This is a genomic window from Enterococcus sp. DIV0176 (assembly GCF_050528535.1).
GTDB lineage: Bacteria > Bacillota > Bacilli > Lactobacillales > Enterococcaceae > Enterococcus_B > Enterococcus_B thailandicus.
Window position 1 is genome coordinate 1808334 of record NZ_CP172879.1, and the last position, 18041, is coordinate 1826374.

The window sequence follows — 18041 nt, forward strand, 5'->3', positions numbered from 1 at the left end:
CTTTATCTCACCTAATCTTTCATTTTTAAATAAGCTTTAAACAATTCCAAGTCATCCGTTGTAGTCAACTTGATATTTTTATCAGAACCAGCTGCAAAATATAACGTCTCACCCAGATCTACCATCATTGTATTTGTGTATGAAGAATCAGTCATCCCAATGTTTTCTGCTACCGCGCGGTTATAAGCTGCAAGCAGTTTACCATATTGATAGGCTTGTGGAGTTGATACTCTTCGCAAAGTATTACGGTCCACGTATTCAACCGTCGTATCCTCCGTTTTTTTAATAAAAATTTGTTCATTATAAGGTAATGAAGTCACGCCATTTCCATATTCCTTACATTTCACAATAACATCAGACAAAACAAGTTCATCAACCAATGGACGAATACCATCATGAATAATGATCGTATCATCTTCATCAGAATGGTCTTTCAAAAATTGGACGCCATTATTTATTGATTCTTGTCCTTTTGAACCACCTGTTATTACCCATTGAACTTTACTTATATTAAATTCTTTAATGTAAGCCCACATCGTTTCTTCCCATCCGGATTTACAAACCACTAAAATGCGATCAATTTGCGGATGTTTCTGAAATGATTCAAGTGTGTAAATAATGATTGGTTTACCTTCAATATTTATAAATTGTTTTGGAATATCTTGTCCCATTCGTTTACCGACCCCGCCGGCAATAATAATTGCTGTAATCATTTGTTCTTCTCCTTTAGTTAAAATATATTCCTTTGTATTTAGTATAAGAATTTTCAGGATCTATAAAAATTGCTTCATGATGCGCAATTTGATTTTCCTTTGATGGTACCTTCAAATAATCACCAAATGCTTTTCGCAAATAATCATCGTACCCAACAGGAATAGGCATTTCCGTATTTTCAAAAGGAACCCAAATTGCTGAGGAAAAATCTTTAGCTGGATAAATATTTCCCATATACTTGGGGCCAACACATAGCTCTGTTATATTTTCAGTTGGTTTTTGGTTGTACTTAGTCATTTGTTTTTCCGCAAATGACCAAATAGTATATTTAATCTTTCTAGGGAAAATACCCAATAACACCCTTCCAATCAGCTCTAAAAGCTTACCATGATTTTTAGGAACTTGTTGACTACGATAAAGCGAATAAATCAATGCCCATATTTTTTGTTTTTTTCTATCTTTTACTGAATCTGGTGCCACATCAAGCGGAAATATATCTAATTGAATTCCGTGGGGAATATCCAAATCAGCTTGGTACGTTTTTATAAATGTCGTCTGTACATTTCTAATGGTTGTAAAAGAATTGCGATCATTATTGTCTCGGCTTGGCTTTAATAGAATGTATTTATTTTGATGTATATCAGTTCCCCACAACTCACCAAGCTTTTGATAATCTTCTCGTGGCATAAAAAAATCAAGATCATCATCCCAAGGAATAAACCCTTGGTGTCGTATAGCACCGATTGCTCCTCCCCCACAAAAATAACACAATAAATCGTGTTCCTTACAAAAGCTAACAAAATATTGTGCCATCTCAAGATTTACTTGTTGAATTTTTTTTAATTTTTGATCCTTACTATACATATTTACGCCCCGTCAATATTTTTATTAATCTTGTACATTTTCTCATAAAGATGGTTATATTTCAATTACTCTTCTAACTACCATTCTAAAAGCAACAAAAAAAGATATTTTCTTAAGAAATAGAAAATATCTTTTAGCTCCTTAATAGACCCGCTTCAAAAATGACATCAAACCAGGTAGTTTTACTTCAATAAAAGAACCTACTCTTATAGCCAATAAAAAAAACGTTATTGGCAAATTATATAAAAATTTCGTAATCTTTTTTGCTGTAGAATCTGTCACAGCCATTGCTTTGGCTTCAATAATTGTCGGATCTCGTAAGATTTCAACCGCTTCACGCTTTTTTTCCTTTTTTGTTAAAGTGTCTGTTTCATAGATAGAGAAAATTACTGATGTTGCCCCCTTTAGCAACAGAGCAGCCATTCCAGCCTTATCTTGATCTTTAGTGATAAAATTAGTTAGCTCATAAAATTCTTTGAATGTTGCGAATTTATTTTCTTTATACTGATTAGTGATTCCCTTTCCACCTTCAAAATTATACGTATATGCAAGAGCAGAATTCATGACCACTTGTTGGCAATATTGATAATAATCCAAGTTAAATATCCGATCTTCACAACTACTATAATTTTTAAAGCGAATTTGATGTCGTTCTAGTATCTCTCGTTTATAGCATTTGTTCCAAACAACATACATCAACTGTTTACTCATCAATTCATACATATCATTTAAAAATTGCTGATTATCTTGATAAACAAAATCAGAAACCAAGTATTCTTTTTCAGAAATAATTTCAGTTTCATTCAATGTTCGGTAAACAAATGAACTGATAATCAAATCAGTTGTTGGATGATTAGTAAGTATTTGTTCATAGTTTTTTAGTACATCTTTTTTAGGTGTATCATCTGCATCAAAAAATAGAACATATTCTCCACGAGCATGTACCAAACCTTCATTGCGAGCAACTCCAGGACCTTGATTTTCAGTCGTAATAAGCTGAAAACGATCTTTACCTTGAACTAGCTCACTAATCACTTGCTCGGTAGTATCTGTTGATCCATCGTTAACAATAATCACTTCATAATCGTTAAATTCCAGTTCCATCAACATAGAAATGGTATGCGAAATGGTTTTTTCAGCATTATAAACAGGTATGATAATACTAAACTTAGGAGTCTTCATCTTCCCTACACCTTTCACCTTTTATCCATAAATCTTATCTTCTGGGAAATGCAGTTCTGCTAAAGAACAAGCAGCTTCTTCATCCACACCTTGTGAAGACATTTTATCGAATAAAATTTTAATTGTTTGCAATAAGATTTTCAAATCCAATAACAACGAATATTTTTTGATATATAACAAATCAAAACGCAACTTACTATTGTAGTCTGAGACATATTTCCCATAGACTTGCGCATAGCCAGTAATACCCGCACGGACATTATGACGTAAATAGTAATAAGGATTTTCTTCATTAAATTGATCAACAAAGAATGGTCGTTCTGGACGTGGACCCACGATTGACATATCGCCTTTTAAGACATTAAAGATTTGTGGTAATTCATCAAATCGTACGGCACGAATAAATTTACCAACAGGCGTTACGCGTGCGTCATTGCTTTTAGCAAGGACTGGGCCTGATTTTGATTCAGCTGTTGCGCTCATTGAACGGAATTTATAAATCGAAAATTCTTTTTGATTTTTTGTGATACGCACTTGCTTATAGATAACAGGACCTGGTGATGTTACTTTTACTAAAATCGCTGTTAATAACATAAATGGTGAAGCCAAGATCAACAAAACAAGTGAAACAAGAATATCAAATAATCGTTTGAAAAGCTCATCTTCTGGAGGGATTCTAAAACCAGATGATTCAATAATGCTTTCATCTTCAAAATTCATGATATTTGGATTGATCATGATCAAGTTTTCAAATGTTGTATTTAAAAATAATTTTTTCTCTTTCTTGGTAACCAACTGGTAGATTTTAATTTTTTCTTGTTCTTCAATTTCCGAAGCCAAGTACACAATATCGATTCCATCAATCAGTTGTTTCGTATGCTCATAAAAATGATCAACGATAACTGCTTCTACTTTATGTTTATTATTTTTCTTTGATTGGAAATTTTGAATTGCTGGTGCAACATCTTTTTCTAAACCAACAATAATCACTTTTTTGTCACTGCTGATTTTCAAGTAAAGTTTATACACCAAAATGCGATAAGTGCTGACCAAAATCGTTCCGATCACAAAAGAAAGTAAGATAACTAACCGCGGAAATGCAAACCAGCGCCCAGCAAAAGTTACAATCATAATCCCAAAGGTCATCAATACTTGACCAATAACAGTTACAAAAATAATGTCGCTGATCATTCGATTATAAAAGACGTAAGCCCCTAACAAAATATTAAGAACAATAAATATAATCGAAATAAAAACTGCGGAATTCTCAAAAGTTTCAAAGTTACGAACTGGTATTTCTCCTTGAAACTTCAGTAAAAAGCTTATATAGACTGCAACGTTATAAACAATCACATCCATTAAAATAATAAATATTCTGCGAGCGGCGCTCCACTCCCCATTTTTATTCATATATACACTCCTAACCTCAGAATAATGCCTTTATCATCTTACCATAGCAAGCCTTAAAAGCCTAGCGAGTAACCAAAATGTAAAGGAAATTAAACTATTATATGCAATAAAATAGACTATTTTATCTTTTCATTTTTGTTTCTAAAATCCACACTCGGTGTCTTCATTCTTACAGGCGTGATAAATAACAAAAAGCGATGAACGTATCCAAGTTCGATACGTTCATCGCTTTTGATTAGTCCGGTCTTAGAGAGAAATCTCCAATACCTTCTTTAGTCAAATTATCATTGTAAAATGGATCATGTGCAATGTAGCTTGGCCACTTGTCTTGCATTTTTTTGATTTCACCAGCAAAGCGTTTTTGTTTTTCTGGAGTATCTTCATATCCTCTTGATTTTGATTCAAAATGATAAAGTTCCACTTGATGTGCGTAAACATTGTTACGTCCCAGTTCATAGACTTTCAAACATAGATCAACATCATTAAATGCAACTTCTAATGTCTCGTCAAATCCGGAAACAGCATGAAAGTCACTTGCTTTAACCATCATACAAGCTGCAGTCACTGCTAAATAATCAACATCAATCACCAAACGACCAAAATAACCGCAGTGTGTTTTATCATAATTATTTAGCGCATGTCCTGCTACGCCACCAATTCCAACAAGGACACCAGCATGTTGGGTTGTTTCATCTGGATAATACAATTTTGCACCTACACAGCCAATTCGATCAAATTGTGCATAAGAAACCATTGTCGTCATCCAGTCTGGTGCAATAACTTCAGTATCATTGTTCAAAAATAAGAAATACTTTCCACTTGCTTTTTCAGCTGCTAGATTATTGATCCGTGAGTAGTTAAACGGAATATCAATCAACTCGACAATGAAACGATCGTTTAAACGCTCTTTGTAGTTTGCAAACAATTCTTGCATTTTTGGATCCGTACTTCCATTATCTGCAATAATAATTTCATAGTTGGGATATGTTGTTTTCTCAATAATTGAATCAACACAGACTTTTAAATCTTCATACCCATTTTTAGTTGGAATAATGACACTCACTAAGTCTTCTTTAATCACGTCATACATCACTTCATAAAAACCCGAGATTCTTCCCGGACGTACTTTCCCTTTGATTCCACGACGATTCAGTGCATCAGTCAACGCTTTTACACCAGAATCATAAATATAACTTTTCGCTTCGCCACTACTTGCTGTAGAACCTGGAATCGTTCGCCAGTGATACAGAACTTTATCAATATGATAAATATGATTTGCTGGAATTTTTTCTGTCACACGTAAAACAAGATCATAATCTTGTGAGCCCTCATACCCCTTACGAAATCCACCTAATTCTTTCACGATGCTTGTGCGATAAACACCTAGATGAGAAATGTAATTGTTTCCCATTAGTGTATCTGGTGACCAATCAGCTTTAAAATGGGGGTCAAAACGATTCCCATCAGAATCGATTTTATCTTCGTCGCTATAGATTAAATCCAGCTCAGGTCGTTCGTTCAATACCTTGGCTACTTCATATAGCGCTGAAGCTGGCAACTCGTCATCATTGTCCAACAAAGCTAAAAATTCACCCGAAGCTAATTCTAAAGCTGAATTAGTTGCTAAGCTAATATGTCCATTTTCTTGTCGAAAGACGACTTTGATTCGCTCGTCTTTTGCTTGGTAAGTTTCCAGACATTTGCGAATAGCCGGATCTGTTGAAGCATCATCACTAATGCATAGTTCCCAGTGATCATACGTTTGTCCTAGAACAGAATCAATGCATTTTTCTAACCACTTAATTTCAACATTGTAAACAGGCATAGCAATTGAAATCAATGGACGATATTCTAAGGCAGTAGCAGCTTTACGCTGTGCTTCTAAATCAACTTTTTCGTGACGAGTAATCCACTCTGCATAGTCAACTGAACCAGGTTTCAATTCTAGCTTGACGCGACGAACAGCTTTTTTTAAGCCATGTGTTCTTGCGTAATTGACACCTTTTTTCAGCAAACGTATTTGTTTTTGCCAAGAGGTCTCAAATCCATCATCAAAAGGATAACGTCCATTTAGCTTCACGGCAATTCCATTTTGGTGAGTAGTTGTCTGAAAATCTAAGATAGCTTTTCCTTTTAATTTTCCTGAAAGTCGAATTTTAAATCCGCTTTGCGTTTTGACATCTAGTTCGTATAAATGATTGATGTCTAAACGAACGACAGGCGTTGTTTCAATCAAAACTTGGCTTTTTTCTACTGTGACTGAAGGGATTTCTTTAGTTACTTCATCAATTGCCCAACCCACAATAAGTAAGTCTCCAGTAGCTCGTTCCCGAGTGATTGTATCAATAAATACAGCAATTTCTTTCTTTGTCACTGTCCAGTTACTCCTTTATCAAGTAGGCCAATGAATTACATTTCAATAATCCAAGTTTGACCATTTTCTGCTGTTACTTCAATTAAAAATGTACGTTCATGTTCACAAAGAATCTGCAATTCAAAACCGGCAGGAACATTTTCTGCAAGATTTTCAGCCTCATTCACTTCTTTGCGATAAATCGGTTTAGCATCGAAAAACGGTGATTGATCTACTGATAAATGATAAGACAATGCGTTTCGATCTGCTTGTGAGATGCCCCAACCAATAATTGTTAAAACTTTGGTTTCTTCATCCCAATGCTTTTCATCAATACATAACGCTAACTCTTTTGCTTGAACTTTTTTAGGAGTTTCTTTTGTTCGACGAGTTTTTTTTGATTTAATTACCCATTCATCGTTATCTAAAAGTGAGCAATAACGCGTAGTTGTTGTTTGCAAGTAATGATCAAGCTTAGCATTTTCTTCTCTAATTTGATAATTATCTTTTTCTAAATCTGCTATTTTCCCTGTCAATTCTTGATGAACAGCCATCATTGGTTGAACAGTTTCCAAGACTTCTGAGAAAGTTTGAGTAAGCTCTCCAATAAAACGATAATGGATATTCACCGTTAATTCGTGTCCAGCGACATTTTTTACTGCTAATTCTGGTACGCTTTTTCCATCAAATAGATAGCAATCCCTGTTTGTTTTTAGCGCAGCATTTGAACGAATGAAATCAATTTTCTCTCCCGCAATTTCAGCAGTAAATTCAATAAAACTTGGCTGTTTTTCAAAACGGAATAACACGTTTTCAATATTTTCAGCAATTGGAAATGTCAAACGTTGGTTTTCACCAGTGTAATTGTTAATAGGAATCTGTTGACTGGTTTCTCCCTCAGCCGTTTGTTGAACCAAATCAAAGATTTTCACGTAATTTGAATTTTGTGGCTGTGCAATTTCGGGTACTGCCTGTTTTTTTAACGAGAAGAAGTATTGATAAACTTCTCCAAATGGACGCATTTTGAAGTCATATCGAACCGCTTCTGGCAAATCTTCGTAACGAGAAGAAAGCTCGGTGTCTTCTACTGCTAAGTATAAATAGTCTTCGATGTTAATCATCAAGCCAGCTTTTTCAAACACTCTTTGAAAACCATCATGCGTATAAAATGAATTGTGTGTTTCATCTAACAAGCCATAAGAAGTCCATGGAAGTTGATTATTAAATAAATCAATCATTACAGAGTTATGAGCTAAGTTAGGGAACGTAATCAAAATTTCTCCATTTTCACTCAAAAATTCACTGACTTTTTTCAAAGTTGCGCCTGGATCAACCAAATGCTCCAAGACATCTGCAAACAAAACATAATCAAATGTTTGACCTTCAAAATAAGTGGCCCATTCAAAACTTTCAATGTCCCCATAAAAGCCATCCTGTGCAAATTCACTCACAAAATCAAATAGCTCTTTATCTAATTCGACAATGCTAACCTCACATTGCTTCGCACCAATCAAATGTTTTGTTAATCGGCCATTTCCCGGACCAAATTCTAACACTTTGCTTCCTGGTTTGATTTGAGCGGCGATTTTTCCAACACTACTTTGCTCATCTAAATCCATTTCAAAATCATATTTCATCTTTTTGACTACCTTCTTCCCATTTGTGATCCAAGATGACAATACCTTCACCAATGTATGAGCCACTAACAAATAAGTTCATATATTTTGTCTTATAAACTAACGGAACTGTAGCATTTTCTTCAAAAACTGCCACATCAAAATAATACTCACCAGCTAGTAAGCCTAGTTTTTCATATTCAAGATAAAAAACATTTTCACCTTTTTTCCAAGGAATCGTTATGTCATCCAATAATGTGTTCAACCCACAAACATAAAAATTATCAACCGTTCGTAAAGCAATCCCCAAGACTGGTTTTTTGATTGACTCGTCTTTGACATTATAGGTAACTTTCACAAAGAGTGTCTCCCCTTGTTCAATCATATCGACCGGTTTCTTCTCTTTATCAAGCAACTCGGCACTTAGCACATCAACAATATCTGGTGCGGCATGACGTTCAACTTGATTCTTATTGCGGTCGACTGTCTTCACTGATTTTTTCTTCAAGAAGTTTTCATAATTGGTCGTAACGTCCATCGTATCCCCGTATTCTACGACTTCACCGTTTTTCAACCAATAACTACGGTCACAAAAACGACGAATTGAGCTAATATCATGGGATACGAATAAAATCGTTTTTCCAGAATTCTTGATTTCAGTAAATTTTTCCATACATTTCAATTGAAACTCTAAATCACCGACTGCTAATGCTTCATCAACAATCAAAATATCTGGATTAACATTGATTGCTACCGCAAATGCTAAACGGACAAACATCCCGCTTGAATAAGTTTTTACTGGTTGATAAATATGATCCCCAATATCGGCAAAATCAATGATGTCATCGACCATACCTTCAATTTCATCTCGTGAAAATCCTAAGACCATGCCATTTAAAAAGATATTTTCATAGCCAGAATATTCTGGATTGAATCCAGAACCTAACTCAAGCAATGCAGAGATTTTTCCATCGATTTCCATTGTACCAGCAGAAGGTGTCAACACACCGGTAATGATTTTAAGCATCGTCGATTTTCCTGAACCATTTTCGCCAACAAAACCAATCATTTCGCCTTTTTTTATTTCAATATTAACGTTTTTCAATGCATAAAAGACATCGTGATAAGATTTTTTGAAAGGATTCAGTGCCTCACGAAAACGATCACTCGGTTTTGCGTACATATTATATGATTTGGTGATGTTTTCTAATTTAATCGCATATTCTGTCATTTCTATTCTCCTTACAGTACATCTGAAAAATGTGGTTTCAATCTACGGAACACAGCTGAACCAACCACAAAGAATGCTAATGTAACTACCCAAAAGTATAAAGTATACATGCCATGTTCAAAGAACCACGCTTGGCTCAAGAAAGATTCACGATACCCTTGAACGATGTAATAAAGTGGATTTAATTTCAAAATTTGAACAATTGTCGGGTTAAACTGACTTGGACTCCAAAGAATTGGTAATGTCCACATAATCAATTGCAACAAAATCGTAATGAATTGTACGATATCTGGTAAAAACGGTTGGATAGATGCTGTCAACCAAGTGATCCCTGTTAAAAATGCACACATACAAAATAGATAATAAATCAGTTGTAGTGTCATAATGGTTGGGAATATTCCATGTCCAATTGTCACAACTAAGCCAATCACGATAAAAAAGAGGTGTGTGTATAAATTAGATAAAATTTTCGTACTTGGCAAGATACGAATGTTGAAAACGACCTTCTTGACTAAATACGTGTACTCTCGAAAGACTAATGTCGTTGAGGTAAATGCATCTGAGAAGAAGAACCAGGGAACCATCCCCGTAATCAGATAAACAATGAATGGATATTTACCATCAGTCATTGCAGCTTTCAAGCCGAAGCCAAAGACTAACCAGTAGATCAACACAGTGAATATCGGGTTGATGAATGCCCACATGATTCCTAAAAAAGAACCAGCATAACGTGATTTAAAGTCATTTAATGAAAACTGAATCAATAATTTTCTGTTCTGATAAATATCTTTCATAAATAAAAACAGATCTTTAAACATTTGTGTTCCTCCAAGCGATTTCTGTTAATTACAATCAACTGCCATTTTACCATATTTTTACTAGCTGACTGCGATATTATTTATTTCTTAATTTTTCTATTAAGTAACAAATACTCGACCGTTACTATTCTACAAAAGATAGTTTCTAATTGCAATCAAGCAAGGTATCACTTCATTTCTGATGCATACTTATTTTTATAAAAAAAGAGAGTGAAACAAAACTGTTTCAGCCTCTCTTTGATTACTTCTTAATGATGATACTTCTTCATCCGTGAAAATTCATTGTGATTCTCTTCTGGATTTTCGAACGACTCATCTGCTGTTTCTAATTCATCCGGTACTTTTTGCATTTCTGCTGGCTGGTCAAAGCGGTGAACACTCATTCCTAGTAATAGATAAATAATCGGAAGCCAAGCGAAAGAAGTCAAAGTATCTTCCATAAAAGATTGTGTCATTATGCCAAAGAAAGCCCAGATAAAAGTTAATTGGCCGTTCGATAAATCACCTTTTAGTGTTCTTCGACCAATAAAAATCAGTAATAAAGTAACCACGATGGCTAATCCAATCACTCCATAAAGATTCAAGAAAGAATTATAACTATTATGATTACCCAAAACTTGATTTGCTCGTTTCGTGTAAAAATAAGGTTTCATTCCTACCAACACTTGTTGCGTTTTAGCAGCCAAAGTCTGATAAAAATCTGCCCAAATTTCTTCTCTTCCAGTAAAAAGATTTACTTCTTTTGAAGCTGCCGCAAAATATGAAAGTGGTAAAGCGGCAACTGCGGTCACCGTATAAATGATAAATGGTGCGCGAGTCACTCGCATAAATGACTTAGGAATCAAGTCCAAAAGAATAAAAACGATCAATGCAACTAATGCACCTCTTGACTGACAAACCCAAATCGTGGCAAACGCTGCAACGACAGCTGGCACACTTAACAGACGAATGTACCACTTTTCAAATGAGCTAGCAAAACCACTAATTAAGAAAGCCAGTGTCATCACTGATGCGCCTATCGTGTTGGTATTGATCCAAATATCAGAAAGCTTGTTCCCTGGAGACCAGATACTTTGTCCTTCACGAATCGGAATTTCCGTAAAAACACGATAGACAGTCACTGTCAGAACAACTGAAAACAACAGCAAGAAAACAGCTCGATCTATTTTTCCAAACTCAATCCATTTTATCGACAATACAAAAGCAATAATCAACGGAATCATCATATCTGTGTAAAATGAAGCGCTTCTCACTTCTCTGAAATACGAAAAGAAGAAAAAGAACAGGAAACCAATCCCAATAAAAATAAAATCAATACCTCTTGCTTTGTAAACATTCAATAAAAACAAAACGGCTATGCCGCCCAAAATTAATTGCGAACTATTTTCATATAAAAATAGTGCAGTGTTGTTGCTTAGCCCAACGGTCCATATAAAATACAATGAACCTACTAATAGAAGCAGCCAAGCAACACTCATTTCATTAATCATTTTTCGTAGGATTTTCTGCATTTCCCCACTCTCCTGTACTAGCTTCTCTCTTTTATTTAACTGAATAACTTTGTTATTGCTGGCTAATGATTTGTCCATTGGCCGGATAATCTACTTCAAATATTCGATAGCCATCATTGTCTGGGCCATATAATTGAGTAAACTGCGCCTCATTTAATTGATTGTAGTCTGCTAAAGGTCGCTTACTTACGACATAACGTATACCAAATTTTTCGGCATCATCAAAATTCAATGTCACAGAGAACATATCAGGTCGATCAAGGATAAACGTTGTGTCTTCCTTCGCGATAAATGCACGAGTGTGGGCATAACGATTATAATATTTCTCATAGGTTCCATCTGGATCAATGATTTCCCATGCTTTCATATCTGGATAAAAACGAACCGTATTGAATGATTTTACTCCAAGTGTTGGTGTAAAATTATACAATTCATCTTCAGATAACCATAATTGATCTGGATGTTCGTTATTGATTTTTTGAATTTCTTTCGCTAAAGTCTTTTCAAAAATAGCACCCGTTCCTTCAACAACCGGATTGACAAAAAAACCAGAAGCGACAATTAATGCTGCGAATGAAACATAAAACAAATGTCTTTGGTGAAACAAAGCAAACCCTAGCAACAATGTTCCTAGTACAACGATCCCTGTAATTTCAATCCCTGAAAAATAATTAATCATGCTAGAAGTGAAGATTGCCACAGCAAACGTTCCAGCATTAACAACTAATAAGACAATTTTATACCAGGTTGGAATAACATCTTCTCGCCAAACATAGGCAATGAACCAAATCGTTAACAGACAAGCTGCAAAGCCAAAAGTTGTAAATGCACGGGATGCTGGTACATAGGAAAGAAGCGTAATTTCAGCTAATTCTTTTGGTAAGCCAACGGTGATCCAAAAAATCGCAAACAAACAAAAAACCATTAATATTCGTCCTAATAATTTCTGTTCACTGTTTTTCTTACCAAATAATACAAATGGGCTAGCCAAAAGCACAGTTGGGAAGAAATGATAGAAAAAGGCCACTTCTGAATTATTTGAAAATGTAATGTCTGTAAATGGAATCTTCCAGTTAGTCAAAAAGTAAAAGAACTTACCAAAAGTGAATTCTCCACCTGTACTGATTCGTTTTCCTGGATACAACGTTTCTAGTGAAGCCATCAGGGCATCCTTCGAAACTAGCCAAAAATGAACCATGATCCCTCCGATTATCGCTATCGCCCCGACAATCAGGACAGCATCCAATAGATCCCAAACTACTTTTTTCCTGAAATGAATCAACAGGCCAACAAAATAAAAGACGAGCAAATAACCTAACATTACTTGATGTGCTGGGTAAATGACTAAAATGAAGCCTAAGCCAAAAATAACTACCAGCAACATCATCAGGGCTCGTATCCCTTTGCGATCATGTTGATAAAAATAATGATAGAAAGCCACCATCAGTCCGACAGTGAAGAAAATCAAATCTCCCACATGTTGCATGAACCACCATTGAACAGCCGGCGCAAAGGTCAGTGCAAATGAACCAACCAATGACAATCCCTTTCGTTTTCTAGTGATGATCATCAATAATTCAAAAGACAACAAGAGCATGCCGACGATTTTCATTCCCCAGTACCAAGATAGCCCTCGATCACGTCCCAAGAAGAAAAACCCCCAGTTAAATGGCTTGCCGATAACCGTAATGTCTTTAACCGGTGAATTATAAGCAATAATCATATTTTGACCATTTAAGGAGTAATCTTCGTTGATTACTGGATAATCATTTTCTGCTTGCGAAAGATAAAATGGCGTCTGTACCAGCCATTCATCTGAGCGAACTTCACGATCTTTCCCAAACAAAACATCTGTTTCTTTCCCGTCATCTCGCTGAGAAACGTATTTATCCCACATGCCAATTGAGCTGCCATTTAAATTAAATGTGACGACTATGACAATTGCTAGTAAGCCAAACAAATAACGGAGCCTAAGCAATGAGTCAAAAATTGTCTGAGGCGCACGATTTGTTTTTTCAGTGCTATGCCGTACACTTCTCGTTTGTTTTTCCATAAAATTCCCCAATTTCTCTTTTGTTTCCTAAACTAGCAGAAACGAATTACGCTTTTGCTTCTTCAGCGGCAATCAGCATTTGTGCCAAAGCTTCTTGCCAAGTTGGAATAGAAAAACCTAATTTTTCAGCTTTCTTAAGACTCATCACAGAATATTGTGGACGTACTGCTTTTTGTGGAAATTCCGCTGATGTCACAGGTGCTACTTCCACGTCAGTATCTTTTAAGATTTCTCTCGCGAATTCATACCAAGAGCAACTGTTTTCGTTTGATAAGTGGTAAATGCCATATGGTGCTTTTTGTTCAATGACGTATACCATGAACTCGGCTAGTGTACGTGTCCATGTTGGGCGTCCAAATTGATCGTTTACAACTGTCAAACGATCGTGTGTTTCCGCCAGACGTTGCATTGTAAATACAAAATTATGGCCATAGATACCAAATACCCAAGAAGTACGGATAATATAATAATCTTCTAAAATTTCTTCGACAGCTTGTTCACCTAAAAGTTTTGTTCGACCATATTCGTTCAACGGATTAGTTGAATCATCCACTTCGTATTCTGCTTGTTCTTTCTTTCCATCGAATACATAGTCTGTACTAATGTAAACCAATTTAGCATTGACCGCTTTCGCAGCAAGTGCAACATTTCTTGTACCGTCGACATTGATTTTCTCGTCTAATTCTTTGCCTTCATCCTCTGCTTTATCAACTGCAGTGTAGGCTGCACAATGAAAGATAACATCCGGTTTCAATTCGGCGATATATTCCATGGTTCCTTTTTCATCAGTAATGTCTAATTCTTTCGCATCTGTCGAAACATATGGTAGATTTTTTTCATCTAATAGATGGCGCAATTCTGTACCTAATTGGCCATTTCCTCCAGTTAATAAAAACATTGTTTTTCGCTCCTTTAAATTTGTTTGAAAAAAGAGACAGGCTAGCGCCTGCCTCACACTTTTATCTCATCAATAATTGTTATTGACCATTTTTGGCATATGCTGCTTCTACGGCTTCTTTTTCTTTTTTCCACCAGTCTTCATTTTCTTCATACCACTTGATCGTATTCGATAAACCATCACGGAAATTCGTGAACTCTGGCTTCCAGCCAAGTTCTTCACGTAATTTAGTTGAATCAATTGCGTAACGTAAATCGTGACCCGCACGGTCTTTTACGTGATCGTACGCATCTTTTGATTGACCCATCAACTCTAAAATCAATTCCATCACTGCTTTATTGTCTTCTTCGCCATCGGCACCAATCAAATATGTTTCGCCAATTTCACCTTTTGTCAAGATTAACCAAACAGCAGATGAATGATCGTTTGTGTGAATCCAGTCACGCACATTTTTGCCGTCGCCATATAATTTAGGACGAATACCACTTAAAACGTTAGTGATTTGACGTGGGATAAATTTCTCAATGTGTTGATAAGGTCCATAATTATTTGAGCAGTTAGAAATTGTTGCACGTAAGCCAAATGAACGTACCCAGGCTTTCACTAATAAATCTGATCCCGCTTTAGTTGAAGAATAAGGACTAGAAGGATTGTATGGTGTTTCAGCTGTAAATTTTTCGCCTGGACCATCACCATGTCCTGGTAAATCTTCTCTTAATGGTAAATCGCCATAAACTTCATCCGTTGAAACATGATGATAACGCACATCATATTTTCGACAAGCTTCCAATAAAGTATATGTCCCAATAATATTGGTTTGAACAAATGGAAATGGATCTTTTAATGAATTATCGTTATGTGATTCAGCTGCATAATGAACAACTGCATCTGCGTCTTTCACTAGACGATCAACTAATGGTGCATCAGCAATATCGCCCACCACAAGTTCTACCCGATCACTTGGTAATCCCGCTAAATTTTCTTTGTTTCCAGCATAAGTTAATTTATCTAAAACAGTTACATGAACTTCCGGATGGTTTTGTACGACATAGTGCACAAAATTTGAACCGATAAATCCAGCGCCACCTGTTACAATGATATTTTTCATTAAAATGGTTCTCCTTTAAAGTTTAAATTTCGCCATAAACGAATGGATTTTCTGCTTCAAATTCTTTTAACGTTGGATGGTTATGATCCTTTTCTGACATAATTGCTTTACTGATGTCAATTGGCCACTCAATAGCTAACTCAGGATCATCAAAAGCAATTCCGCCATCTGCAGCAGCGTCATAATAGTTATCGCATTTGTAAAGGAAGTTGACATCTGGTGTCAGCGTAACGAAACCATGCGCATATCCTTTAGGAACAAGTAGTTGACGGTGGTTATGTTCGGATAAAATAAAGCCGTCCCATTGTCCATAAGTTGGGCTGCCTTTACGAATATCAACGACCACATCTAAAACTGCTCCAGTGACTACACGAATCAATTTTGTTTGAGCAGATTCTCCTTTTTGAAAATGTAAGCCACGTAGCACGCCGGCTTCAGCAGATAAAGAGTGATTATCTTGAACAAAGTCATAAGTCAACCCATGTTCTTCAAATTTTGCTTTTGAATAGCTCTCAGTAAAAAAGCCACGGTGATCACCAAAAACATCCATTTCGATAATCTTGACATCTGTTAATTTTGTATCAGTTACTTTCATGTTGTCAGACTCCCTATTCAGCGGCCAAAGCTAATAAATATTGACCGTATTGATTTTTTTTCAATGGTTGCGCTAATGCAAACAATTGTTCTTTCGTAATGTAGCCCATGCGATAAGCAATTTCTTCTAAACAAGCTACTTTTAAATTTTGACGTTTTTCAATGGTTTCAATAAATGTTGAAGCTTCAAGTAGTGATTCGTGTGTACCAGTATCTAACCAAGCAAACCCACGTCCCATCAATTCAACAGATAAAGTTCCTTTTTCTAGGTACGCTTTATTGACATCTGTGATTTCTAATTCACCACGTTCAGATGGTTTAATGTCTTTTGCAATTGAAATGACATCGTTATCGTAGAAATAAAGACCTGTAACAGCATAGTTTGATTTTGGTTGAGTTGGTTTTTCCTCGATTGACAAAGCATTCATGTTCTCATCAAATTCAACAACTCCAAAGCGTTCAGGGTCATTTACATGATACCCAAACACCGTTGCGCCACTTTCTTTTGCTGCAGCGCGCTGCAACATTTTAGATAGACCGCCACCATAGTAGATATTGTCGCCTAAAACTAAGCAGACACTGTCATCGCCAATAAATTCTTCACCAATGATAAAAGCTTGTGCTAAACCATCAGGACTTTCTTGAACTGCATACTCAATTTGAATCCCCAAGTCATGCCCGTCCCCAAATAATTCTTCGAAACGAGGTGTATCTTGTGGTGTTGAAATAATCAAGATTTCTTTAATTCCAGCCAACATCAATGTTGACATTGGATAATAAATCATTGGTTTGTCGTAAATCGGCATCAACTGTTTTGAAGTTGCCTTTGTCAATGGGTACAAGCGTGTTCCGCTTCCCCCAGCAAGAATAATTCCCTTCATGGCTTTAAGCGCTCCTTTTTTCAAATTTCACTTTGTTATTATCTCATCAATCCAAACATTTGTCATGAGCTATTTGGCATTTAATACTTTTTTATTAAACTTAGTGTCGCTGCCACTTTCTTTTTAGGTAGGACACCAATAAATGAAATCGCCACGCCAATTTTTGTTGAAAACTGGAATGCGTTTGGATCTCACTTGCGTTCAAGTCGTGGCGTCGATACAACGTCAACGGTTCGCGAATAAATCCGACCTGATTTCCACCTAATAAACCAATCCACATATCGTGCATAGGTACATCATCTGGAATTGGTAAGATTTTAGGCTTCAGACTCGAACGAAAGGCCATACCAGCTCCAATATAATGACTACGGACAAAGTTATTCAACCATCCTTCTTTTGAATGCCGATAAGTAAAATAAGAGGGATAAATGGTTTTAAGATCCTCGTCCACAATCACCAAGTCCGAAACAACAACTTGCCTTTTCGGATGGGCTGCAAAATCAGCCGTTATCCTTTTCACTTTATTGTCTAACCAAACATCATCTTGGTCAGCCAAAAAAATGATTTCCCCATTTGCTTGTTCAATTGCATGAGCAAAATTTTGAATCAGTCCACGTTGAGGTCCTTTTAATAGTTTAATACGTGAATCTTGTTGCGCGTATTCCAGCAAAATATTCCAAGTGCTGTCAACTGAACCATCATCAGAGATAACTAACTCATCGGTTGTAGAAAGCTGTCGTAAAATGCTATTTAATTGTTCTCTCAGATATTTTTCGCCATTAAATGTGGCCATGCAAACAGATCGCAA

General features: G+C 36.0%; 14 protein-coding genes and 1 pseudogene. All 15 read right to left on the minus strand.

The window, feature by feature from the left end:
* Nucleotides 1–11 precede the first annotated feature (11 nt).
* Nucleotides 12–713 (minus strand): IspD/TarI family cytidylyltransferase, encoded by a 702-nt coding sequence (locus tag IGJ66_RS08435; protein ID WP_270346133.1) that lies wholly within the window; start codon nucleotides 711–713, stop codon nucleotides 12–14.
* Nucleotides 714–1578 (minus strand): annotated as a pseudogene (locus IGJ66_RS08440) (LicD family protein); the annotation flags it as partial. It lies immediately after the preceding gene.
* Between the two features lie 141 nt (nucleotides 1579–1719).
* Nucleotides 1720–2760: a glycosyltransferase family 2 protein gene (locus IGJ66_RS08445; protein WP_430616500.1), complete on the minus strand. Its 1041-nt coding sequence runs from the start codon at nucleotides 2758–2760 to the stop codon at nucleotides 1720–1722.
* A gap of 21 nt (nucleotides 2761–2781) precedes the next feature.
* Nucleotides 2782–4170: a sugar transferase gene (locus IGJ66_RS08450; RefSeq protein WP_067480678.1), complete on the minus strand. Its 1389-nt coding sequence runs from the start codon at nucleotides 4168–4170 to the stop codon at nucleotides 2782–2784.
* A 235-nt stretch (nucleotides 4171–4405) separates the two neighbouring features.
* Nucleotides 4406–6544, minus strand: coding sequence for a glycosyltransferase family 2 protein (locus IGJ66_RS08455; RefSeq protein ID WP_393968527.1), 2139 nt, complete (start codon nucleotides 6542–6544; stop codon nucleotides 4406–4408).
* 35 nt (nucleotides 6545–6579) lie between these two features.
* Nucleotides 6580–8160, minus strand: a complete 1581-nt coding sequence (locus IGJ66_RS08460; RefSeq protein WP_430616501.1) for a class I SAM-dependent methyltransferase — start codon at nucleotides 8158–8160, stop codon at nucleotides 6580–6582.
* Complete coding sequence (locus IGJ66_RS08465; RefSeq protein ID WP_067480667.1) at nucleotides 8150–9370, minus strand: ABC transporter ATP-binding protein; 1221 nt, start codon at nucleotides 9368–9370, stop codon at nucleotides 8150–8152. The genes IGJ66_RS08460 and IGJ66_RS08465 overlap by 11 nt, the downstream gene beginning before the upstream one ends.
* A gap of 11 nt (nucleotides 9371–9381) precedes the next feature.
* Nucleotides 9382–10188 carry an ABC transporter permease gene (locus tag IGJ66_RS08470; protein WP_067480665.1) on the minus strand — a complete coding sequence of 269 codons (807 nt, stop codon included), beginning with the start codon at nucleotides 10186–10188 and terminating at the stop codon, nucleotides 9382–9384.
* Between the two features lie 248 nt (nucleotides 10189–10436).
* A complete protein-coding gene (locus IGJ66_RS08475) occupies nucleotides 10437–11699 on the minus strand; it encodes an EpaQ family protein (RefSeq protein WP_270492403.1) in 1263 nt (420 codons plus the stop codon).
* A 52-nt stretch (nucleotides 11700–11751) separates the two neighbouring features.
* Nucleotides 11752–13752: a DUF7657 domain-containing protein gene (locus tag IGJ66_RS08480; RefSeq protein ID WP_271026828.1), complete on the minus strand. Its 2001-nt coding sequence runs from the start codon at nucleotides 13750–13752 to the stop codon at nucleotides 11752–11754.
* A gap of 46 nt (nucleotides 13753–13798) precedes the next feature.
* Complete coding sequence (gene rfbD / locus IGJ66_RS08485) at nucleotides 13799–14650, minus strand: dTDP-4-dehydrorhamnose reductase (RefSeq protein WP_075491558.1); 852 nt, start codon at nucleotides 14648–14650, stop codon at nucleotides 13799–13801.
* A gap of 79 nt (nucleotides 14651–14729) precedes the next feature.
* Nucleotides 14730–15758, minus strand: a complete 1029-nt coding sequence (gene rfbB / locus IGJ66_RS08490) for a dTDP-glucose 4,6-dehydratase (protein WP_430616502.1) — start codon at nucleotides 15756–15758, stop codon at nucleotides 14730–14732.
* A 22-nt stretch (nucleotides 15759–15780) separates the two neighbouring features.
* Nucleotides 15781–16353 carry a dTDP-4-dehydrorhamnose 3,5-epimerase gene (gene rfbC, locus IGJ66_RS08495; protein WP_067480653.1) on the minus strand — a complete coding sequence of 191 codons (573 nt, stop codon included), beginning with the start codon at nucleotides 16351–16353 and terminating at the stop codon, nucleotides 15781–15783.
* A 13-nt stretch (nucleotides 16354–16366) separates the two neighbouring features.
* Complete coding sequence (rfbA, locus tag IGJ66_RS08500) at nucleotides 16367–17233, minus strand: glucose-1-phosphate thymidylyltransferase RfbA (protein ID WP_067480649.1); 867 nt, start codon at nucleotides 17231–17233, stop codon at nucleotides 16367–16369.
* A 100-nt stretch (nucleotides 17234–17333) separates the two neighbouring features.
* Nucleotides 17334–18041 (minus strand): glycosyltransferase family 2 protein, encoded by a 708-nt coding sequence (locus tag IGJ66_RS08505; RefSeq protein WP_071868222.1) that lies wholly within the window; start codon nucleotides 18039–18041, stop codon nucleotides 17334–17336.